The sequence below is a fragment of the Streptomyces sp. NPDC007189 genome (assembly GCF_040703635.1).
In the GTDB taxonomy this organism is placed as follows: Bacteria; Actinomycetota; Actinomycetes; order Streptomycetales; family Streptomycetaceae; genus Streptomyces.
This window is the reverse complement of the sequence record NZ_JBEYEY010000006.1, coordinates 233,922-255,878: the sequence shown is the minus strand read 5'-3', so window position 1 is coordinate 255,878 and position 21,957 is coordinate 233,922. Positions and strand designations below refer to the sequence as shown.

The window sequence follows — 21,957 nt, the reverse complement described above, 5'->3', positions numbered from 1 at the left end:
GGCCCGGCTCCGTTCTTCGTACGGCTGTCTGCTCGCTGAGCAAACGCTCAGTCGGTCGCCGATTGTTCCAGACGGCCGCCCGCGGTGGCGGTGTGATCTTCGAGACGTACGACCACGGACTTGCTGGCCGGTGTGTTGCTGGTGTCGGCGGTGGCGTCGAGCGGGACCAGGACGTTCGTCTCGGGGTAGTACGCCGCCGCGCAGCCCCGGGTCGTCGGGTAGTGCACGACCCGGAAACCCGGCGCCCGCCGCTCCACGCCGTCCTGCCACTCGCTGACCAGGTCGACGTACGCCCCCTCGGCGAACCCGAGCGCCCGCGCGTCCTCGGGGTGCACCAGCACCACCCGGCGGCCGCCCGTGATCCCCCGGTAGCGGTCGTCCAGGCCGTAGATCGTGGTGTTGTACTGGTCGTGCGAGCGCAGGGTCTGCAACAGCAGCCGGCCCTCGGGCAGTTGGGGATACTCCACCGGCGCCGCCGTGAAGTTCGCCTTGCCCGTGGCGGTCGGGAAGCGGCGCTCGTCGCGCGGCGCGTGCGGCAGCGCGAAGCCGCCCGGCCGGGCCACGCGCGCGTTGAAGTCGTCGAAACCGGGGACCACGCGCGCGATGCGGTCACGGATCGTCGCGTAGTCCTTCTCGAACTCCTCCCACGGCACGACGCTGCGCTCGCCGAGCACGCGGCGCGCGAGACCGCAGATGATGGCCGGCTCGGACCTCAGATGCGCGCTCGCGGGCGCGAGCCGCCCGCGCGAGGCGTGCACCATGCCCATCGAGTCCTCCACGGTCACGAACTGCTCACCACCGGCCTGCACGTCCCGCTCGGTGCGTCCCAGCGTGGGCAGGATCAGCGCACGCGCGCCCGTGACGGCGTGTGAGCGGTTGAGCTTGGTCGACACGTGCACGGTCAGCCGCGCGCGCCGCATCGCGGCCTCGGTGACCTCGGTGTCGGGGGAGGCCGAGACGAAGTTGCCGCCCATGGCGAAGAACACCTTCGCCTCGCCGTCGCGCAGTGCGCGAATGGCCCGTACGACGTCGAAGCCGTGCTCGCGCGGCGGCGCGAACCCGAACTCCTTCTCCAGCGCGTCCAGGAAGGCGGGAGCGGGCCGCTCGAAGATGCCCATCGTGCGGTCGCCCTGGACGTTGCTGTGCCCGCGCACCGGGCACACGCCCGCGCCCGGCCGGCCGATGTTGCCGCGCAGCAGAAGGAAGTTGACCACCTCGCGGATGGTCGGCACGGCGTGCTTGTGCTGGGTGAGGCCCATCGCCCAGCAGACGATGGTCCGCTTGGAGGCGAGCGCCATGGCGAGAGCCTGCTGGATCTCCGCGCGCGTGAGGCCGGTGGCCCGGAGCGTCTCGTCCCAGTCGGCGGCACGCGCGACCTCGGCGAACTCCTCGAACCCGTGGGTGTGCTCGCGGACGAACTCCTCGTCGACCGCGCCCTCGGTCTCGAGGATCAGCTTGTTGAGCAGGCGGAAGAGGGCCTGGTCGCCGCCGATGCGGATCTGCAGGAACAGATCGGTGAGGGCGGCGCCCTTCAGCAGGCCCTGCGGGGTCTGCGGGTTCTTGAACCGCTCCAGGCCCGCCTCGGGCAGCGGATTGACGCTGATGATCTTCGCGCCGTTCGCCTTCGCCTTCTCCAGCGCGGAGAGCATGCGCGGGTGGTTCGTCCCCGGGTTCTGCCCGGCGACGATGATCAGGTCGGCCTGGTACAGGTCCTCCAGCAGGACGCTGCCCTTGCCGATGCCGATGGTCTGGCTGAGCGCCGACCCGGACGACTCGTGGCACATGTTGGAGCAGTCCGGCAGGTTGTTCGTGCCCAGCTCGCGCGCGAACAGCTGGTACAGGAACGCGGCCTCGTTGCTGGTGCGGCCAGAGGTGTAGAAGACGGCCTCGTCGGGGGAGGCGAGGGCGGCGATCTCCTCGGCGACGATGTCGAAGGCACGGTCCCAGCCGACCGGCTCGTAGTGGGTGCCGCCCTCGGGCAGATACATGGGGTGGGTGAGCCGTCCCTGCTGCCCCAGCCAGTACCCGCTCCTGGTCGCCAGGTCGGCGACGGAGTGCGCGGCGAAGAACTCCGGGGTGACCCGGCGCAGGGTGGCCTCCTCGGCGACGGCCTTCGCGCCGTTCTCGCAGAACTCCGCCTTGTGCCGGTGGTCCGGCTCCGGCCAGGCGCAGCCCGGGCAGTCGAACCCGTCCTTCTGGTTCACCCGCAGCAGTGTCAGCGCCGTGCGCCGCACGCCCATCTGCTGCTGGGCGATGCGCAGCGTGTGCCCGATCGCGGGCAGCCCCGCCGCCGCGTGCTTCGGCTCCACGACCTGCGGCGCGTCCTGAACCGGATCACCCTTGGGCGGCTTCGTCGCCATCGCACGCTCCCCTTCGACTGCGTGTGACAAGTACGACGCCGATCCTGCCACGCCCCACCGACAACACCCCCGCCCCCTTCTCCGACGCCCTCTCTTCGGGCGGCCGGTGCGCCCCGCCTCCACGGCCTTCAGCGTCGGCCAGTCGCCTTCGCCGGTGATCGTCTGCGCTGACCGACCGTCCGCCTCCGCCGGCCTCCTGCTTCCGGTGGCCGCCTTCGACGTCTGGCTCCGTCCGCCTGCTCTTTCCTTCGGCCGCCGTCCCCGCCGCTCCCCTCTACCGGTGGCCTTCTTCGCGGGCCGTCTTCCTCCGCCCACTGTCTCGTCCCCCTGCCATCTTCGGTCGACCGCTCTTCTCTGCCGCTCGCCCTCTTGCGGGCGTCTTCCGCCGTGGGCTTTTGCCCGTCGCGTCGGCGATCAGCCAGGCCGGCGGCTGTCCGGCGGTGGCGGAGCCGGTGTCACCGCTCCGCGACGGCGCCGACACATCCGGCAACCGGCGGGGCAGCCCCCGGCGCCCGCCCGAGACGGGCCGGTCCGGGTTGTCAGTGGCTCGTGGCAGGATCGAGGGCGTGGCAGAGACAGCATCGAAGCAGACCGACAAGACCCCCGGCGGCACCCGTCCCCGGCTGATGCTCATGGACGGGCACTCGCTGGCCTACCGCGCGTTCTTCGCGCTGCCCGCGGAGAACTTCACGACCGCGACCGGCCAGCCGACGAACGCGATCTACGGTTTCGCGTCGATGCTGGCCAACACCCTGCGTGACGAGGAGCCGACGCACTTCGCGGTGGCCTTCGACGTCTCGCGCAAGACCTGGCGCTCGGAGAAGTTCACCGAGTACAAGGCGAACCGCTCCAAGACCCCCGACGAGTTCAAGGGCCAGGTCGAGCTGATCGGCGAGCTGCTCGACGCGATGAACGCCCCCCGCTTCGCCGTGGACGGGTACGAGGCGGACGACGTCATCGCCACCCTCGCCACCCAGGCCGAGGCCGAGGGCTTCGAGGTGCTCATCGTCACCGGCGACCGCGACTCCTTCCAGCTGGTCACCGACAACATCACGGTGCTCTACCCGACGAAGGGCGTCTCGGAGCTGACCCGGTTCACCCCGGAGAAGGTTTTCGAGAAGTACGGCTTGACGCCCGCCCAGTACCCGGACTTCGCGGCACTGCGCGGCGACCCGTCGGACAACCTCCCCGGCATCCCCGGCGTCGGCGAGAAGACCGCGGCGAAGTGGATCAACCAGTTCGGCTCGTTCGCGGACCTGGTGGAGCGCGTCGACGAGGTCAAGGGCAAGGCCGGGCAGAACCTCCGCGATCACCTGGAGTCCGTCAAGCTCAACCGCGTCCTCACCGAGCTGGAGCGCCAGGTCGAGCTGCCGAAGCCGGTCACCGACCTGCAGCGGACCGCGTACGACCGCAAGGCCGTCGCGATGATCCTGGACACCCTGGAGATCCGCAACCCGTCCCTGCGCGAGCGCCTCTTCGCCGTCGACCCGGGCTCGGTGGAGGCCGAGGCCACGCCGATCGCCACCGACGGCGTGGAGCTGGACGGCACGATCCTGCGCACCGGCGAGCTGGCCGGCTGGCTCGCCGAGCACGGCGCCGAGACGCTGGGCGTGGCCACCGTCGACGCCTGGGCGCTGGGCGCCGGCTCGGTCGCCGAGGTCGCCCTTGCCGCGGCCGGGGGAGCGGCCGCCTGGTTCGACCCGGCCGAGCTGGACGAGGCCGACGAGAACGCGTTCGCGGCCTGGCTGGCCGACCCCGCCCGCCCCAAGGTGTTCCACAACGCCAAGGGCGCGATGCGTGTCTTCGCCGAGCACGGCTGGTCCGTCGAGGGCGTGACCATGGACACCGCGCTCGCCGCCTACCTGGTCAAGCCGGGCCGCCGCTCCTTCGACCTGGACGCGCTGTCCCTGGAGTACCTCCACCGCGAGCTGGCGCCCGCCGCCGCTGCCGACGGCCAGCTGGCCTTCGGCGCCGACGAGGCCGCCGAGGCGGAGGCCCTGATGATCCAGGCCCGCGCAGTCCTCGACCTGGGCACGGCCTTCGAGGCCCGCCTGGCGGAGGTCGGCGCCGCCGACCTGCTCCGGGACATGGAGCTGCCCACCTCCGCCCTGCTCGCCCGCATGGAGCGCCACGGCATCGCGGCCGACCGCGCGCACCTGGAGGCGATGGAGCAGATGTTCGCGGGCGCCGTGCAGCAGGCCGTGAAGGAGGCGCACGCGGCCGCCGGCCACGAGTTCAACCTGGGCTCGCCCAAGCAGCTCCAGGAGGTCCTCTTCGGCGAGCTGGCCCTGCCGAAGACCAAGAAGACCAAGACCGGCTACACCACCGACGCCGACGCCCTGGCCTGGCTCGCCACCCAGACGGACAACGAACTTCCGGTGATCATGCTCCGCCACCGCGAGCAGGCGAAGCTGAGGGTGACGGTCGAGGGCCTGATCAAGACCATCGCGGGCGACGGCCGTATCCATACGACGTTCAACCAGACGGTGGCCGCGACCGGGCGCCTGTCCTCCACGGACCCGAACCTGCAGAACATCCCGGTCCGCACGGACGAGGGCCGGGCGATCCGCCGCGGCTTCGTGGTCGGCGACGGCTTCGAGTCCCTGATGACCGCCGACTACAGCCAGATCGAGCTGCGGGTGATGGCCCACCTCTCCGAGGACGAGGGCCTGATCCGGGCGTTCACCTCCGGCGAGGACCTGCACACCACGGCCGCGTCCCAGGTGTTCGGCGTCGAGCCGGCCGCGGTGGACGCGGAGATGCGCCGCAAGATCAAGGCGATGTCGTACGGCCTGGCCTACGGCCTGTCCGCCTTCGGCCTCTCCCAGCAGCTGAACATCGAGGCGGCGGAGGCCCGCGCCCTGATGGACGCGTACTTCGAGCGCTTCGGCGGCGTCCGCGACTACCTCCGCCGCGCGGTCGACGAGGCCCGGGCGACGGGCTACACCGCGACCCTCTTCGGCCGCCGCCGATACCTGCCGGACCTCAACAGCGACAACCGCCAGCGCCGCGAGGCCGCCGAGCGCATGGCTCTCAACGCGCCCATCCAGGGCACGGCGGCGGACATCGTGAAGATCGCCATGCTCAAGGTGGACAGCGCGCTGCGGGCGGCGGACCTGAAGTCCCGCATGCTCCTCCAGGTCCACGACGAAATCGTCCTGGAGATCGCCCCCGGGGAGCGCGCGGCCGCCGAGCAGATCGTCCGCCAGGAGATGTCCAAGGCCGTCCAGCTCCGAGCCCCCCTGGACGTCTCGGTCGGCGTGGGCCCGGACTGGGAATCAGCAGCGCACTAGCCCACGGGGCTCAACCGGAGGGGGCACCGCAGCCGACCAGTGCTGCAGCGCCCCCTCCGCCGCTCCGGCCTTCCCCAGTCCCGACCAGGGACGCCACCCCGGCACAGAGAATCCCGCCACACCGGCGCCCAGCCCCCACGGCGCATCCCGGCGGTGCCAGCCCCACCGAACCCGCGAGACCCACCCCACCCCACCCCCACAGCACAAAACCCGGCACCCGCCGTCAGCAAGTCGGCCGAACCCCGCAGGGACCGTCACTCACGTGGCCCCCGCCAAAACGCCCCTCCACCCCGCGCCGCGCAAAACTGCGGGCATGGGTATACGCATGCTTCACCGCCGGACGCCCGAGGCAGACATTCGGGCCTGGGCGGACACCGCCTCGGCGCAGGCCATGCTCGCCTCGCCGGTCCCGGCCCTCGCGGCCGACGCAAGCACCGCCCGCATCCCCGCCGACCTGACCGCGACCGTCCGCAGGGCAGCCGCCGGTCTCCGGCACACACTCACCGGCCTGACCGCGCACGCGGACCACGCCCCCGACTGGCGCCAGTGGGCCGACCTCGCCCGCGGCTACCTCGCCCTCGCGCTCGCCGCGCTCCCGAGGCCGCGTCCCCGGCACACCCTCACGGTGTTCGTGGCGTCCCTCACCGAGCGGCCGGCCGCCCCCGCCCCGCACCGACCACCCCACCAGGAGCACCGGGACCAACGGGACCACCGAGATCAGCGGGACCGCCCGGACCCCGGCGCCGACCCCACGCCCTGACCCCGCCGGCGTACAGCACCAGCCCCAGGACCAGCCCCGCGCCCGCCCCGAAGCACACGGTGGGCACCAGTTCCCACGGCCGCTCCGGCGCCCCCATGAGCGCCCACCAGCGCGCCGCCCGCTGCACCGCCCCGGCCGCCGCACAGCAGCCGATCACCGCGCCGGCCCACCACCGGTCCCGCGCGGACAGCACCGGCACCCCCACCGGTTCCCCGTCCGCCGCACGCCGTAGCGCACGCGCGGCGAACGCCGCGATCACCACCGCGCCCGCCACGGACGAGCCGTACTGCAGCCAGATGGACAGAGGGGTGCCCGCCACCCGGTCCCGCCCGATGGCCGGAATCAGCCGCGTCCCCCACCGCCCCTGATGGGTGAAGGCGTCCCACACCACATGGGTCAGCGCGCCCAGCACCGCGGAGACGTACCACCGCAGCACCGTGGCGGCGTCCGCACGCGCGCGTGGCGCACCGCAGCGCAGCAGCACGGCCGGCCGCCCCTGCCGGCCCCGGGGCAGCAGCGCGAGCAGCGGCTCGCGGACCAGCAGCCACAGACCGACCAGCGCCCAGGAGATGAGCACGTCGACCGTGCAGACCCCGCCGAACGCGTGCGTGACCGCGCCGAATTGCATGCCGCCCGGCAGGACATTCGCCGCATAGAACGGCATGTCGGGCGCGAAGGACCCCGCGACCAGCACCGCCGGCACCAGCGGGCCGCGTCCGGTCCCGTCCCGGCGAACCGCGGGCAGGACGGCCGCCGCATGGCTGAGAGTGAACGGCAACAGGTCCCCCAGGAGCGGTCGTAGCCGTGGTGCGCGCACCGGTGATCAGGCCGGTCCAGTATGCGGGACACCCCGCCCGGGCCCGTGCGCGGCAACGCGAGTTGGCCATCCGGTGAAATCGGGGCTCGAACGGGTCCCGATGCACAGCAAGTTGTCGTAGGGTCACCTGCGGTGCCGTGCCGGGCGCACGGCCGGAACACACGTCACAGCACGGAAAGGGCGTCACAGGGGCAACCAGAACACCGGGTCAACCGTCACACCACAGCGAGGCAGACAGACGGAGACGGACGCACGGCGTCCACGGGAGGGTTCACTCGATGGCGGCGCATTTCGGAAGGCGGCTGCGCAAGGGGGCGGCGACCACCGCCGTGGCCGCGGCAGCGGTCGCGGCTCTGTCGGCGTCCCAGGCTCCGGGAACACCCGGCGAGGACCACGGGAAACAGACGACGGCCGGCGCCGCCGCCCCCGTGCCCGACACGGCCTCCGACGGCAACGCCACCGGCAACTCGCCGTACTACACGGACCTGCCGCCGCTCAACAGCCCCGACCCCAGGCCCTCGCCGAGCGCCACCGGCACCCCCGTCGCCCAGGGCGACGCCGAGGCCGGCATACCGGCGACGGTCCTCGACGCCTACAAGAAGGCCGAGGCCGAACTGCGTTCCGCGAAGCCCGGCTGCAACCTGCCCTGGCAACTGCTCGCCGCGATCGGCAAGGTCGAGTCCGGCCAGGCCGAGGGCGGCCGGGTCGACGCGGACGGCACCACGATCGGCAGGATCCTGGGCCCGTCCCTCGACGGCAACGGCTTCGCGCTCATCAAGGACACCGACCACGGCGCCTACGACGGCAACACCCGGTACGACCAGGCCGTCGGCCCCATGCAGTTCATCCCCTCGACCTGGGCGTGGGCCGGCCGCGACGGCAACGGCGACGGCAAGAAGGACCCCAACAACGTCTACGACGCCGCCCTCGCCGCGGGCCACTACCTGTGCCGCAACGGCTGGGACCTCTCCCGCGAGGGCGACCTGCACAGCGCGATCCTCAGCTACAACAACTCGCAGGACTACCTGAACACCGTCCTGTCGTGGCTGGAGTACTACCGCAAGGGCACGCACTCCGTGCCCGACGGCACCGGCAGCGTGCCCACCCACCGCAGCGACGGCGGCTCCCCGCACGCCAACTCCCCGAAGCACACCAAGGCGCCGAAGACCAAGCCCGACCCGAAGCCGGACCCCAAGCCCAGCACCCCCGGCGGCGGGAGCGGCAGCCCCAGCCCGACCCCGCCGAAGACGCCCGCCCCGCCGACGACCCCGCCGACCAACACCGACACCGTGGACCACCTGGCGGACGCGGACACGGCCAAGCTCACCGCGATGGCCGGCCACGACTTCGACCAGCGGATCGGCACCCGCGCCGTGACCAAGTCCGGCAAGCCCGTCGCCAAGGTCAGGATCCGCTTCACCGTCTCCGGGGACACCGACGCCACCTTCACCGGCGGCGAGACCGTGGCCACGGTCGCCACCGACGCCCAGGGCGTCGCCCTCGCGCCGGCGCTCCAGGCGGGCGAGAAGACCGGCGACTTCAAGGTCACCGCCACCGTGGTGGGCCGCTCGGTCAAGGCCCTCGGCTACACGGCCACCGTCACCCCGCGCGCCGCCGACACCCTGACCCGCACCAGCGACACGCCGCTGACCTGCACCCCGGGCGGCGAGTTCGCCGACCAGGTCCAGGTGAAGGCGACGTACAAGGGCGCCGCCGCGGACAAGGTCGCGGCCACCGCCACCCTGATCAAGTCCGACACGGACGCGACCGAGAACGACAAGGGCCCCTACTTCAAGGACGCCGACGGCAAGCCCGTACGCACGCTCAGCGGACTCCAGACGGACGCCGAGGGCCTGCTGACCCTGCCCAAGCTGTACGCGGACGACACCACCGGCACCTTCCTGCTCCGCATCACCACCATCGGCGGCGCGACGCTCACCGTCGAACTGAAGGTGGCCGCCGCGGACTCCACGGCGACCCCGTCCCCGTCCCCCAGCCCGTCCGCCTCCTGACCCCACGCGAACCGACCGGGTGTCCTCCACCGCACCCACCCTGAACCGGTCAGCGCCTGAGTCGCGCGTTCGTGTGCCGGGTGGGCTCGGCGGTGGTCGGGTCCTCGGGCCACGGATGCTTCGGGTACCGGCCCCGCAGTTCGGCCCGTACGCCCTGATAGCCGTCCTTCCAGAAGGAGGCGAGGTCGGCCGTGACGGCGGCGGGCCGCCCGGCGGGGGAGAGCAGATGCACGAGCAGCGGTACGCCGGCCACCGTCGGCGTCCGGTGCAGCCCGAACATCTCCTGCAACTTGACGGCCAGCACCGGCCGCTGGGCGTCCCCGTAGTCGATCCGGATGCTGGACCCGCTCGGTACGGTGATCCGCTCGGGCGCCAGCTCGTCCAGCCGTGCCGCGTCCCCGCTCGCCCAGGGCAGCAGCCGCGCGAGCGCCTGCCCGGCGTCGATCCGCCCGAGATCGGCCCGCCGCCGGCACCTGCTCAGCTCCGGCTCCAGCCACTCGTCCACGCGCGCGTGCAGCGCGTCGTCGGACACGTCGGGCCACGGCTCGCCGAGGTGGGCGTGCAGGAACGCGAGCCGCTGCCGCAGCGCCTGCGCCTCCGCCGGCCGGCGCAGCAGCCCGAGCCCTTCCTGCCGCAACCCGTCCAGCAGGGCCGCGCGTACGAGCGCCGGGTCGGCGTCCCTCAGCGGCTGTACGGCGAGCTCGATGGCGCCGAGCCGTTCGACGTGCCGGGCGACGACGTCCCCGTCGGCCCAGTGCACCTCGTCCCGCTCCTCCAGCAGCGCCCCGGCGGCGCCGACCGCCAGGCCCTCCTCCACGGCGGCTCCGAGCAGCACGCGCGCGTGCCCCTTTCCGACGGGCCGGTCGGCAACGGCGACGACGATCCAGGGCGCACCCCGCAACGCCGACCCGTCCCCGAGCTCGGCCCGGGTACCGGAGGCCATGAGGTACGACCCACCGTCGAGCCTGGCAACACGCTCGGGAAAGGCAAGACCGGCAACAAGCCCGGCAAGCCGCTCCTCCCCGGCACCGGCCCCCACCGGACTTGCAGCGGCCGAGGACCCAGCCGATGGCCCCACCCCGCCGTCCACCCGCACCGGACGCCCAGGCCCTTCGGGCGGGACGCTTGGTCCGGTTCGGCCGGAGGCATCCGCTGCGGCGCCTGGTCCGGTCTGTTCGGCGGCTTGTGTTCTACGGTGACCGGTGGGCGGGTGAGAAAACTCCCCCGAGACGGCCCGCAGCCGCCGCACCTCCGCAGCCCACCGCCCCGCGTAGGCGTCACCCCCACGCCGGGCCCGCCGCAAGGCACCGGCGAGGTCATCCCCGTAGTCCCGGGGCACTTCTTCGGACAGCAGGGCGACGACCTCGGCCCCCGCACCGGAGGTGTCCAGCAGCGCCCGCCCCAGCCGGGGGTGCACACCGAGCCGAGCCAGCCGCACACCGGTGTCCGTGGCGCGGCCGGCACAGTCCACCGCCCCCACCGCCACCAAAGCGGAGCGCGCCGCCGCCATCGCCCCGCCCGGCGGGGGATCGAGCAGCGCCAGCCCGGAGGCGTCCGGATCGCCCCAGCAGGCCGCCTGCAGGGCGAACGCGGTGAGGTCGGCCACCTTGATCTCCGGCGCCGGAAAGGCCGGCAGGCGGGCGTCCTCGGCCTGCGTCCAGCACCGGTACACACAACCCGGCGCCTCCCGTCCGGCCCGCCCCGCCCGCTGCCGCCCGGCCGCCCGCGACGCCCGTACCGTCGTCAGCCCGCTCAGCCCCCGCGCGTGGTCCACCCGTGGCTCCCGGGCCAGCCCGGAGTCCACCACGACGCGCACCCCGGGCACGGTCAGCGAGGACTCGGCCACCGAGGTCGCCAGCACCACCCGGCGCCGCGTCCCGGGCACCAGCACCGCGTCCTGCACGGCGGCCGGCGCCCGCCCGTGCACCTGGAGCACATCGACGCCGTCCAGCGCGCCGAGCTGCCCCGCGACGCGCGCGATCTCTCCCACCCCGGGCAGGAAGCACAGCACGTCCCCGTCCCGCTCGGCCAGCGCCCGCCGCACCACCGACGCCACGTGCGCCAGCAGCGCCGGATCGACGCGCATCCCGTGCGGCGGCCGTACCGGACGCGCCGGAGGCGCCCACACCACCTCCACCGGATGCGCGACACCCTGCGCCTCGACCACCGGCGCCCCGCCCAGCAGCCGCGCCCAGCCCTCGGCGTCCGTCGTCGCCGACGCGGCGAGCAGCCGCAGCTCCGGCCGCAGGGTCTGCCGTACGTCCCACAGGAACGCGGCCGCCGTGTCGGCGTCCAGGTGCCGCTCGTGGCACTCGTCGAGGACGACGGCGTCGACGCCGGGCAGTTCCGGGTCCCGTTGCAGCCGCTGCAGCAGCACACCGGTGGTCACGACCTCCACGCGCGTGTGCCGCCCCACGACCCGCTCGCCGCGCACCGTGAAGCCGACACTGCCGCCCGGCTTCTCGCCCAGCAGCCACGCCATCCGCCGGGCGGCCGCCCGTGCCGCGATCCGGCGCGGCTCGGCCACCACCACCCGCCGCGCGGGCCCGCCCCCGGTCAGCCCCGCCAGCACCAGCGGCACCAGCGTGGTCTTGCCGGTGCCGGGCGGCGCCACCAGCACGGCGGTGCCGCTGTCGTCCAGGGCGTCGGTGAGGGCGGGCAGGGCGGAGCGCACGGGCAGCGCGTCCAGGGCGTCGTAACGGATCACGCCCCCAGTGTCGTACGACGGCGGAAGGGACCTCGCACGTGCGTGCACGTGTGTACGCACGCGCGTGCGACGGCGGAACCTGCCCTCACGCGCGCGTGCACGTATGCACGCGCGCATGTAAGAACGGGCCTCAGTCGCGCTCGCACACGAAGATCGCCGTCCCCGGGATCAGACTGCCCCGCAGCGGGGACCAGCCGCCCCACTCCGCGGTGTTCCAGGCCGGCCACTCCGGTTCCACCAGATCCAGCAGATGGAAGCCGGACGCCACGATGTCCCGGACGCGGTCGCCCAGCGTCCTGTGGTGCTCGACGTAGACCGCGTGGCCCTGCTCGTCCTGCTCCACATAGGGCGTGCGGTCGAAGTAGGAGGCGGAGACCGACAGGCCTTCGGGGCCCGGCTCGTCCGGGAACGCCCAGCGGATCGGATGCGTCACCGAGAACACGAACCGGCCGCCCGGCCGCAGCACCCGGCGCACCTCGCGCAGCACCAGCCGCGGATCGGAGACGAAGGGCAGCGCCCCGTACGCCGAGCAGGCCAGGTCGAAGGAGCCGTCGGCGAAGGGCAGCGCGCAGGCGTCCGCACAGACGAGCGGAAACGATCCGCCGATCCGCAGGGCGTGCTGGAGCTGGCGGTGCGAGAGGTCCAGCGCCACCGGGCGGGCCCCCTGGGCGGCCAGCCAGCGCGCGCACTGCGCCGCGCCCGCGCCGATCTCCAGGACCTCCTTGCCCTTCAGCTCCTCCGGCGGGCCGAGCAGCTCCGCCTCCACCTCGTCCAGGCCCTCCGGGCCCCACACGAAGCGGTCGTCGCCGAGGAACGTGCCGTGCTCGACCTGGTACTCGTCCGCGTTGCGGTCCCACCAGCCCCGGTTGGCCCGTGCGCTCTCCGCGACGCCGGCGTCACGGCGTGTCGCCTCCGGTTCGAAGGTCTCGGCTCCTTCGGGCTCGTACGCTTCCGGCTCTTGGATGATCGGCTCCCTCGTCGTACTCTTCCGTCCAACCCGCCGGGGGTCCGTCACGGAGGCGGTCCCAGGGGCCTGTCTGGCCTCCAGGGACGTTTCTTCTGCCGGTTATGGGGTGATCTGCCCCGGGTGTGCGCCTTCGCGCATTGACCCTGTCCGGCTGCCCCCGTATGCTACAAGTTGCGCTGCGGGCCTGCGCACCTCAGACGTAGCAGGCTGCGCTCGCATCTGTTGTATGTCCCCTCGGTTGTCGAGGCGCCACCGGGCACCCGGTGTCCACAAGGTGGCGCTTCCTTGGCTGTCCGGCTTCTGCAGAGCGAAACGGGCTCCCGGCGTAAGCAGTACCTACGACTTCAATGTCCGTACCGGAGCCCTTTCCCACATGACGAGCAGCACCGAGACCACCGCCACCACCCCGCAGGTAGCGGTCAACGACATCGGTAACGAGGAAGCCTTCCTCGCAGCGATCGACGAGACGATCAAGTACTTCAACGACGGCGACATCGTCGACGGCGTCATCGTGAAGGTCGACCGGGACGAGGTCCTGCTCGACATCGGTTACAAGACCGAAGGTGTCATCCCGAGCCGCGAGCTCTCGATCAAGCACGACGTCGACCCGAACGAGGTCGTCGCCGTCGGTGACGAGATCGAGGCCCTGGTCCTCCAGAAGGAGGACAAGGAAGGCCGCCTGATCCTCTCGAAGAAGCGCGCCCAGTACGAGCGTGCCTGGGGCACCATCGAGAAGATCAAGGAAGAGGACGGCATCGTCACCGGTACCGTCATCGAGGTCGTCAAGGGTGGTCTCATCCTCGACATCGGCCTCCGCGGCTTCCTCCCGGCCTCCCTGGTCGAGATGCGCCGCGTCCGCGACCTCCAGCCGTACGTCGGCAAGGAGCTCGAGGCGAAGATCATCGAGCTGGACAAGAACCGCAACAACGTGGTCCTGTCCCGCCGCGCCTGGCTCGAGCAGACCCAGTCCGAGGTCCGCCAGACGTTCCTCACGACCCTGCAGAAGGGTCAGGTCCGCTCCGGTGTGGTCTCCTCGATCGTCAACTTCGGTGCCTTCGTGGACCTGGGTGGCGTCGACGGCCTGGTCCACGTCTCCGAGCTGTCCTGGAAGCACATCGACCACCCCTCCGAGGTCGTCGAGGTCGGCCAGGAGGTCACCGTCGAGGTGCTCGACGTCGACATGGACCGCGAGCGCGTCTCCCTGTCGCTGAAGGCGACCCAGGAAGACCCGTGGCAGCAGTTCGCCCGCACCCACCAGATCGGCCAGGTCGTGCCGGGCAAGGTCACGAAGCTGGTGCCGTTCGGTGCGTTCGTCCGCGTGGACGAGGGCATCGAGGGTCTGGTCCACATCTCCGAGCTGGCCGAGCGCCACGTGGAGATCCCGGAGCAGGTCGTCCAGGTCAACGACGAGATCTTCGTCAAGGTCATCGACATCGACCTCGAGCGCCGCCGCATCAGCCTCTCGCTGAAGCAGGCCAACGAGTCCTTCGGTGCCGACCCGTCCGCGGTCGAGTTCGACCCGACCCTGTACGGCATGGCCGCGTCCTACGACGACCAGGGCAACTACATCTACCCCGAGGGCTTCGACCCGGAGACCAACGACTGGCTGCCGGGCTACGAGAAGCAGCGCGAGGAGTGGGAGCGCCAGTACGCCGAGGCGCAGGCCCGCTTCGAGCAGCACCAGCAGCAGGTCATCAAGTCCCGCGAGGCCGACGCCGCTGCCGCCGCCGAGGGCGGCGAGGCCGCGGCTCCGGCCGCGACCGGCGGTTCGTACTCCTCCGAGGGCGGCGACCAGTCCGGCGCCCTGGCCTCGGACGAGGCGCTGGCCGCGCTGCGCGAGAAGCTGGCGGGCGGCCAGAGCTGAACGCTGCCGCTGAGGCTTAGCCGATAGCTGGTTCTGAGGGGCCGTACCTTTCACAGGTGCGGCCCCTCAGGCGTGTTCGGGGGGAGAGCGGCGGCCGTTTCGCCGCGGGTCGTCTGTGGCTTGTCGCGCAGTTCCCCGCGCCCCTGAGGGGCTGGAGTTGCCCGCGCCTCGTTCGTACCGTCTCTCCAAGATCATTCGGTCAGTGGACTGGCGCGGGAATGCCGCCGTTTCAAGCCGTGTTGACCCTGTCGAACACGAGGAGGAGCGGTCACAGTGCTTGATCCGCAGGGTTTGTACGCATGGGAGCCGAAGGGCCTCGCCGTGGTGGACATGGCGCTCGCCCAGGAATCGGCCGGCCTTGTCATGCTCTACCACTTCGACGGATACATCGACGCGGGCGAGACCGGCGACCAGATCGTCGACCGGCTGCTCGACTCACTGCCCCACCAGCTCGTCGCCCGATTCGACCACGACCGGCTCGTGGACTACCGTGCCCGCCGGCCCCTGCTGACCTTCAAGCGGGACCGGTGGACCGACTACGAGCTCCCGGCCATCGAGGTCCGCCTCGTCCAGGACACCACGGGCGCCCCCTTCCTGCTGCTGTCCGGCCCCGAGCCGGACGTGGAGTGGGAGCGCTTCGCGGCGGCCGTACGGCAGATCGTGGAGCGGCTCGGCGTCCGCCTGTCCGTGAACTTCCACGGCATCCCCATGGGCGTCCCGCACACCCGCCCGGTCGGCCTCACCCCGCACGGCAACCGCACCGACCTCGTCCCCGGCCACCGCAGCCCCTTCGAGGAGGCCCAGGTGCCCGGCAGCGCCGAGGCGCTGGTGGAGTACCGCCTGATGGAGGCCGGCCACGACGTCCTGGGCGTCGCCGCGCACGTCCCGCACTACATCGCCCGCTCTCCGTACCCGGACGCCGCGCTGACCGTGCTGGAGGCCGTCACGGCCGCCACCGGGCTGGTGCTGCCGACGGTCGCCCACTCGCTGCGCACGGACGCGTACCGCACGCAGACGGAGATCGACCGCCAGATCCGGGAGGGCGACGAGGAGCTGACCGCGCTCGTCCAGGGCCTGGAGCACCAGTACGACGCCGCGGCGGGCGCCGAGACCCGGGGCAACATGCTCGCCGAGCCCGTGGACATCCCGTCGGCCGACGAGATCGGGCGCGAGTTCGAGCGGTTCCTGGCGGAGCGCGAGGGCGACAACTGACCTCCGCCGGTCCCGCTGTCAGTGGCAGAGCCTAAGCTGGCGCTCATGCTGAAAGTGGGCCTGACCGGTGGGATCGGCGCCGGCAAGAGCGAGGTGTCGCGGCTGCTCGTGGAGCACGGGGCCGTGCTGATCGACGCGGACCGCATCGCGCGCGAGGTCGTGGCGCCGGGCACGCCGGGTCTCGCCGCCGTGGTGGACGCCTTCGGCGAGGACGTCCTCACCGCCGACGGCAGCCTGGACCGGCCCAAGCTCGGCTCGATCGTCTTCGCCGACCCCCAGAGACTCGCCGTCCTCAACTCGATCGTGCACCCCCTGGTGGGCGCCCGTTCGCGCGAGCTGGAGGAGGCCGCGGCCCCCGACGCCGTGGTGGTCCACGACGTACCTCTCCTCACCGAGAACGGCCTGGCACCGCTGTACGACCTCGTGATCGTCGTGGACGCGAGCCCCGAGACCCAGCTCGACCGGCTGGTCCGGCTGCGCGGGATGACGGAGCAGGACGCACGCGCGCGTATGGCCGCCCAGGCGACCCGTGAGCAGCGCAGACAGATCGCGGACATCGTGATCGACAACGACGTTCCGCTGGACACGCTGCGCAAGCGCGTCGCGGAGGTGTGGGAGGACCTCGTACGGCGGGCGCGCGAGGACTCAGCAGAACGGGCCTCGGAATAGCGGCCCTCTCCGCGGGCGTTGAACGGGTGGAGTGAGGGAAGGACTCTGCCGTGCCCGACACCAGCGGTTCGACCGGACGTACTCCGGAGACGCATGTCATCGACTTCCGCGCAGCCGAGCATCTGCTCAACTCGCGGGACCCGCGGGGTGCGGTGAAGCTGCTCGACGGAGTCATCGCCGCGCACCCGGAGAACACCGCGGCCCGGCTGCTGCGCGCGCGTGCGTTTTTCGCCGCGGCGCAACTGCGGCCCGCCGAACTGGAATTCACGGTCGTCCTGGAACGCGAGCCGGACAACGCGTTCGCGCACTTCGCCCTGGCCCGCACCTACGAACGTCAGGGCCGCCCCGACCAGGCCAAACGTCATTTCCGGCTGGCGGCCGCGCTGGACCCGAACCCGCAGTACCTGAAGGCGGCCCGCTTCGACGACTGAGCCGCCACCGACGAGCGTCGCTCTGGGCGCCGGGTCGGTCACGGATGCCGATGTCTGGGTGGGCGCGGGAGCGGTGGGCTGTTGTCCGGCGGGCGGTAGGGCGGGACGTCGCGGCCCGGCTGGTAGTGCGGGCCCTGCCGGATGTGCCGGAGCACCATGGTCATGTCCACGGTGACCACGAGCAACAGCACCCCGCAGGCAGCCGCCCAGCCGGGGCGCCCGAGGAGCGCGAACGCCGCCGTGCCGAAGACCGCCCAGGCCAGGCCCCACACGCACAGCCAGAGCCGCGCCCGCAGAGCACTGCGCGCGGTCGCCGGTTCACTGCCCGTACGCATCGGATCACCACTCCTCCCTGCACCGTACTCTTCGAGGACGACGCTCACCAACGGCGCTCGTCCGCCGTTCGTCGAAGGGGGAACCAGTGCTGCCGGACGCCGACGACCTGCCCGAACTGCTCCTCGACCTGGCCGTGCCGCACGAGGACATCAACGCACTGGTGGCCGGGCGGCGCCGGATGTCCGGTGATCCGGGGGCACTGAGACTCCTGGAGGAGTGCGTCGAGGAACTGTTCCGCGACCCGGAGGACACCGGCCGCACCCCCGACCTGACCGAACTCTTCGAGGCGGCACCCGCCGAGCTGGCCGGCATCTTCCCCGTGTACGTCTTCGTCGCCGCCGTCCCGCACACCCTCGCCCAACACCGGGAGCGCGGCATCCCGGCCGAGGTGTCCCGGCGCTCCCTGGCCGACCTGGGCCGTCACATGGCGGTGCACCGCAGACGGCACGGCACGACCGGTGTGCAGTCACGACGCTGGCTGGTGCGGCACTTCCGCGGCGAGCTGTACCAGCTGGGCCGGCTGCAGTTCGAGCGGGCGCGGCACGGACAGCGCACGTCAGCGGTGATCTCCGCGGCCGGATTGGACGTGGTGCCCGGCACGCCCTGTCTGAACCTGCACATCCCCGACTTCCACGGCCCGCTGACCCCGTCCGCCTGCGACCGCTCCCTGGCGTGGGCCCGGGAGTTCTTCGCCCGGCACTTTCCCGAGGAGCGGCCGGTCGCCGCGCTGTGCCACTCCTGGCTGCTGGACCCGCAGTTGAAGCGGTACCTGCCGGCCGACTCCAACATCATCCGCTTCCAGGACCGCTTCCGCGTCGCCCGCGAGGACACCGAGCCGTCCGACGCCGAACCCGTCCAGTTCGTCTTCGGCGACCCCGACCTGCCGGTCGCGGAGCTGCCCCGGCGCACCGCCGTGGAGCGGGCCGTGGGGGACCATCTGCGGGCCGGCGGCCACTGGTACATCGGGCATGGCTGGTTCCCGTTCCCGGACGAACAGCACCGGTCAGCCCCGCCTCACTCGAACGAGTGAACTAGCGGCGGAGGGGAACGGCTGTGCGGGGACCGGCCGTTGTCCGGGCATGACGGTCGAGATGCGTGAAGGATATGAGGGCACGGGACCCGGTGCGATCACCCCGGACGGCTGCGCGGTCGAGTTGTACGAGCGGCTGCCGGTGGGCGAGGAGCCGGACATCATCGCCGCGGCGGTACCGGCCGGGGCGCACATCCTGGAGCTGGGCAGCGGAGTGGGCCGGATGACGCACGCCCTGATCGAGCGCGGGTTCACGGTGACGGCGGTGGACGAGTCCGCCGCCATGCTCAGCCGGGTCCGCGGGGCGCGCACGATATGCAGCCCCATCGAGCAACTGGACCTGGACGGCGAGGAGTTCGACGTGGTGATGCTGGCCTCGTTCCTGGTGCACGCGGGTGACGAGGAGGTGCGCAGAGGCCTGTTGCGCACCTGCGCCCGGCACGTGGCGAAGGACGGCTGTGTGCTCATCCAGCGCGAGGGCGAGGACTACCACACGAACGTGCCCCGGGAGCGGGCCGACCCGAGCGGCTTCACGGTACGGGTGCTCTCGGCGGAGCCGCTCGGGAACGGAGCGAACTCGGTCCACGTCGAGTACGTCTTCCCGGACGCACGGTGGACCCAGACGTTCCTGTCCCGCCCGTTGACCAGGGAACAGTTCGAGTCGGCACTGGAGGAAGCGGGGCTGGAGGTGGACACCTATCTGACACCCGACCGGATGTGGGTGCGTGCGGTGCCGGGGACGTAGGCGGGCACGCGGTCGGAGAAGGTGCCCGCCGGAGCGATGAGTTCCCGGACCGTGCGCCGTCTACTTCGGTGACAGCAATCGACGATCGGCACCGCTTCCCCAGGAGACCCTCATGTCCGAGTCCACCGCTCCCGTCGCCCACACCGCTTCCGTCACCTCCAGCGGCTCCCGCAGCGGCCGCAGGCGCGCGGCCCGGGTCGCGCTGCGGACGGTACAGGTGCTGCTCGCGCTGTTCTACGGCATCGCGAGCGCGCTGCCCAAGCTCATCGCCCACCCGTCGGCCGTCGAGGCCTTCGACAAGATCGGCTGGGGCAGTGGGGCCATGTACACCATCGGCGCGCTCGAACTCGCCGGAGCCGTCGCCCTGTTGATCCCCGTGCTGCAGTCCGTCGCGGCGATCGCGCTCAGCGCGCTGATGGTGGGCGCGTTCATCGTCCAGCTCACGGCCTTCGCCGGGCAGAACGCCGCGACCCCGCTGATCCTCATAGTGCCGCTCGCCCTGATCGCCTGGACCCGACGCGAGCACAACGCGGAACTGGTGCGACTGATACGCCGCCACTGACCCCGCGGACCGGAATCGGCACCGACCGGCTGGGCGGGAGGGGGCCCGGCCGGCGGTGTCGGTGTGTGTCGGGGGACCGCCGGGTCGTGGAGGTGCCTGGGGTGATGCGCTGGGGTGAGGCGGCGTCGCTGGCCCTGCGGACCGCCATGGACATCGACTGGCGGGGGCGGGCGGGGAGCCGGCCGGCGGTGCCGGTGTGTCTGGGTCCCGCCCGGTCGTGGAGGGAGCCGGCTGGCGGTGTCGGTGTGTGTCCGGGTCCCGCCGGGTCGTGGAGGCGGTCCGGCTGGCGGTGTCGGGGTGTGAGCGACTGGCGGGGCAGGGGGCCTCGGCCGACGGCGCCGGTGTCTGTCCGGTCGAAGCTTCGCTGCTCTCGGTCGGCCTCTATCCGGTCAAGGCTTCGCTGCTCTCGGGCGGTCTCAGCGGGGCCCCGCCTCGGTCAGCGTCCTCGAGGGCGCCCGGTGGTTCCACCGGAGCCGGAGCCACCCCGCCTGCCGGACCTGCCGACTCCATGGGACCCGCCGGATCCGCTGCCTCCGCCGGACCTGCCGCTACCGCCGGACCTGCCGCGGGCGCCCGACTCGGAGCCGCCCCGGCCCCCGGAGCCGCTCGGTGCGCCGGGTCCCCCGAAACCGCTGAGGTCTCCGGGGGAGCCGAACGCCGGGAGGCCGCCCGGAAGGCCCGGGCCGGCGAGGCCGCGGAGGCGTTCCATCTCGCGGCGGTCGCGCTTGGTGGGGCGGCCGGCGCCTCGGTCACGGATGCCGGCGGGGGCGACGGCCTCGCGGGGCGGCGGCGGAGGCGAGTTGTCGATGTAGCACTGGGCGGCCACGGGGGCGCCAACCCGCTTGCGGATGAGGCGCTTGACGATCACGACACGCTCGCGGCCCTCGTGCCGCAGCCGTACCTCGTCGCCGACGCGCACGGAGTAGGCGGGCTTCACCCGCTCGCCGTTCACATGGACGTGACCGCCCCGGCAGGCGGTCGCGCCCAGGGACCGCGTCTTGATCAGGCGCACGGCCCAGATCCAGCTGTCGATCCGGACCGTCTCGCCCTTGCCGGGCCCCGCGGCCTCGGCGGCGGCCACAGCGGCGGCGATCTTCGGATCGACGGCCTGCTCGGCGGCGGAGGCGCCGGAGCCATGGGAATCCTCGGCGTCCTGGGCGGGGCCGGGCCCGTCCGGTCCACCGGTCCCACGGTTCACGTTCTCGTCCGCATCCTCGGAAGCCATGCCCCCGACCTTAACTCTCCGGGCGGCGTGAGCCGGAGGCGTTTTTCCAGGGGGTGAGGGATACGGCAGGGCCACTGATCTGCGCGTCGGTGCCCCTGGGCCCCGCGTGCACCCGAGCCGATGGGGCATACCGTGGCCGTATGGACGACAGCAGCGCCATCGATCGGCTCGACCGGCGTGTCGCGGAGTGCCGGGCCTGTCCTCGCTTGGTCGAGTGGCGGGAGGAGGTGGCGCGGACGAAACGGGCCGCGTTCGCCGACTGGACGTACTGGGGGCGGCCGGTACCCGGCTTCGGTCCCGCCGACGCCCGGCTGCTGATCATCGGGCTGGCCCCCGCCGCGCACGGCGGCAACCGCACCGGGCGGATGTTCACCGGCGACCGTTCCGGAGACGTGCTCTACCAGGCGCTGTACGACGTGGGTCTCGCCTCGCAGCCCACCTCCGTCACTGCCGACGACGGGCTGGAACTGTACGGCGTCCGGGTCACCGCGCCGGTGCACTGCGCCCCGCCCGCCAACAAGCCGACCCCCGGCGAGCGCGACACCTGTCGCCCCTGGCTGGTGCAGGAGCTGAGGCTGCTGCGGCCGACGCTGAAGGCCGCGGTCGTGCTCGGCGCCTTCGGCTGGCAGGCCGCGCTGCCCGCGTTCAGCGAGGCGGGCTGGAGCGTGCCCCGGCCCCGCCCGGTCTTCGCCCACGGCACCCGAGTCGCCCTGGACGGCCTCGACCTCTTCGGCTGCTTCCACGTCAGCCAGCGCAACACCTTCACCGGCCGGCTCACCGCGGAGATGCTCCGCGAGGTACTGGGCACGGCGGCGAAGGCGGCGGGACTCCGCTGACCGCCACTCGTCCGCCGGCAGGGACGCCGCCCCTTCGGCCGCCGGCTCCGCAGCCGGAAACGGCCCCTCGGCCCCGTTGGCCTTGCCCCCACTCGCCTCAGCCGCCCGAACCCCGCCCCTCAGCCCCGTCG

General features: G+C 72.5%; 17 protein-coding genes. 11 read left to right on the top strand and 6 right to left on the bottom strand.

Annotation, left to right across the window (positions count from 1 at the left end):
• Window positions 1-47 precede the first annotated feature (47 nt).
• The gene (locus AB0950_RS15360; RefSeq protein WP_360571399.1) at window positions 48-2,360 is read right to left on the bottom strand and encodes an FdhF/YdeP family oxidoreductase; all 2,313 of its coding nucleotides are present in this window, start codon (window positions 2,358-2,360) and stop codon (window positions 48-50) included.
• A gap of 566 nt (window positions 2,361-2,926) precedes the next feature.
• Between AB0950_RS15360 and polA the strand changes: the two genes are divergently transcribed.
• Window positions 2,927-5,653, top strand: a complete 2,727-nt coding sequence (gene polA / locus AB0950_RS15355; RefSeq protein WP_360150298.1) for a DNA polymerase I — start codon at window positions 2,927-2,929, stop codon at window positions 5,651-5,653.
• 313 nt (window positions 5,654-5,966) lie between these two features.
• Entirely contained in the window at window positions 5,967-6,413 is a 447-nt protein-coding gene (locus AB0950_RS15350) for a hypothetical protein (protein ID WP_360150301.1), read from the top strand.
• On the opposite strand, the gene AB0950_RS15345 is transcribed toward AB0950_RS15350, so the two are convergent.
• Window positions 6,295-7,191, bottom strand: coding sequence for a DUF4184 family protein (locus tag AB0950_RS15345; protein WP_360571394.1), 897 nt, complete (start codon window positions 7,189-7,191; stop codon window positions 6,295-6,297). The genes AB0950_RS15350 and AB0950_RS15345 overlap by 119 nt on opposite strands.
• 317 nt (window positions 7,192-7,508) lie before the next feature.
• On the opposite strand from AB0950_RS15345, the gene AB0950_RS15340 reads away from it, so the two are divergent.
• The gene (locus AB0950_RS15340) at window positions 7,509-9,242 is read left to right on the top strand and encodes a lytic murein transglycosylase (protein ID WP_366778686.1); all 1,734 of its coding nucleotides are present in this window, start codon (window positions 7,509-7,511) and stop codon (window positions 9,240-9,242) included.
• Window positions 9,243-9,291: 49 nt separating this feature from the next.
• Here AB0950_RS15340 and AB0950_RS15335 read toward each other — a convergent pair whose 3' ends face one another.
• A complete protein-coding gene (locus tag AB0950_RS15335) occupies window positions 9,292-11,949 on the bottom strand; it encodes an ATP-dependent helicase C-terminal domain-containing protein (protein ID WP_366778685.1) in 2,658 nt (885 codons plus the stop codon).
• Window positions 11,950-12,079: 130 nt separating this feature from the next.
• Window positions 12,080-12,964 (bottom strand): class I SAM-dependent methyltransferase, encoded by an 885-nt coding sequence (locus AB0950_RS15330; RefSeq protein WP_360150313.1) that lies wholly within the window; start codon window positions 12,962-12,964, stop codon window positions 12,080-12,082.
• 325 nt (window positions 12,965-13,289) lie between these two features.
• On the opposite strand from AB0950_RS15330, the gene rpsA reads away from it, so the two are divergent.
• The 4 genes from rpsA (at window position 13,290) to AB0950_RS15310 (ending at window position 17,092) form a co-directional block, all read left to right on the top strand.
• On the top strand, window positions 13,290-14,780 hold the full coding sequence (gene rpsA, locus AB0950_RS15325; RefSeq protein WP_330340677.1) for a 30S ribosomal protein S1: 1,491 nt from the start codon (window positions 13,290-13,292) through the stop codon (window positions 14,778-14,780).
• Between the two features lie 273 nt (window positions 14,781-15,053).
• Window positions 15,054-15,992, top strand: a complete 939-nt coding sequence (locus tag AB0950_RS15320) for a PAC2 family protein (protein WP_360150316.1) — start codon at window positions 15,054-15,056, stop codon at window positions 15,990-15,992.
• A gap of 45 nt (window positions 15,993-16,037) precedes the next feature.
• Window positions 16,038-16,661, top strand: coding sequence for a dephospho-CoA kinase (coaE, locus tag AB0950_RS15315; RefSeq protein ID WP_360150319.1), 624 nt, complete (start codon window positions 16,038-16,040; stop codon window positions 16,659-16,661).
• A gap of 50 nt (window positions 16,662-16,711) precedes the next feature.
• A complete protein-coding gene (locus tag AB0950_RS15310) occupies window positions 16,712-17,092 on the top strand; it encodes a tetratricopeptide repeat protein (RefSeq protein ID WP_361984234.1) in 381 nt (126 codons plus the stop codon).
• Between the two features lie 38 nt (window positions 17,093-17,130).
• Here the strand turns inward: AB0950_RS15310 and AB0950_RS15305 are convergent, their stop codons facing one another.
• Window positions 17,131-17,427: a DUF6343 family protein gene (locus AB0950_RS15305; RefSeq protein ID WP_360150325.1), complete on the bottom strand. Its 297-nt coding sequence runs from the start codon at window positions 17,425-17,427 to the stop codon at window positions 17,131-17,133.
• A gap of 86 nt (window positions 17,428-17,513) precedes the next feature.
• On the opposite strand from AB0950_RS15305, the gene AB0950_RS15300 reads away from it, so the two are divergent.
• The 3 genes from AB0950_RS15300 to AB0950_RS15290 all read left to right on the top strand — a co-directional run bounded on the left by AB0950_RS15300 (window position 17,514) and on the right by AB0950_RS15290 (window position 19,765).
• Window positions 17,514-18,458, top strand: coding sequence for an acyltransferase domain-containing protein (locus tag AB0950_RS15300; RefSeq protein WP_366778684.1), 945 nt, complete (start codon window positions 17,514-17,516; stop codon window positions 18,456-18,458).
• A 61-nt stretch (window positions 18,459-18,519) separates the two neighbouring features.
• A complete protein-coding gene (locus AB0950_RS15295; protein WP_360150331.1) occupies window positions 18,520-19,203 on the top strand; it encodes a class I SAM-dependent methyltransferase in 684 nt (227 codons plus the stop codon).
• Between the two features lie 112 nt (window positions 19,204-19,315).
• On the top strand, window positions 19,316-19,765 hold the full coding sequence (locus AB0950_RS15290; protein ID WP_360150334.1) for a DoxX family protein: 450 nt from the start codon (window positions 19,316-19,318) through the stop codon (window positions 19,763-19,765).
• 436 nt (window positions 19,766-20,201) lie between these two features.
• Here the strand turns inward: AB0950_RS15290 and AB0950_RS15285 are convergent, their stop codons facing one another.
• Complete coding sequence (locus tag AB0950_RS15285; protein WP_360150337.1) at window positions 20,202-20,990, bottom strand: RNA-binding S4 domain-containing protein; 789 nt, start codon at window positions 20,988-20,990, stop codon at window positions 20,202-20,204.
• 140 nt (window positions 20,991-21,130) lie between these two features.
• On the opposite strand from AB0950_RS15285, the gene AB0950_RS15280 reads away from it, so the two are divergent.
• On the top strand, window positions 21,131-21,826 hold the full coding sequence (locus tag AB0950_RS15280) for a uracil-DNA glycosylase (RefSeq protein ID WP_366778683.1): 696 nt from the start codon (window positions 21,131-21,133) through the stop codon (window positions 21,824-21,826).
• The last annotated feature ends 131 nt before the right edge of the window (window positions 21,827-21,957 follow it).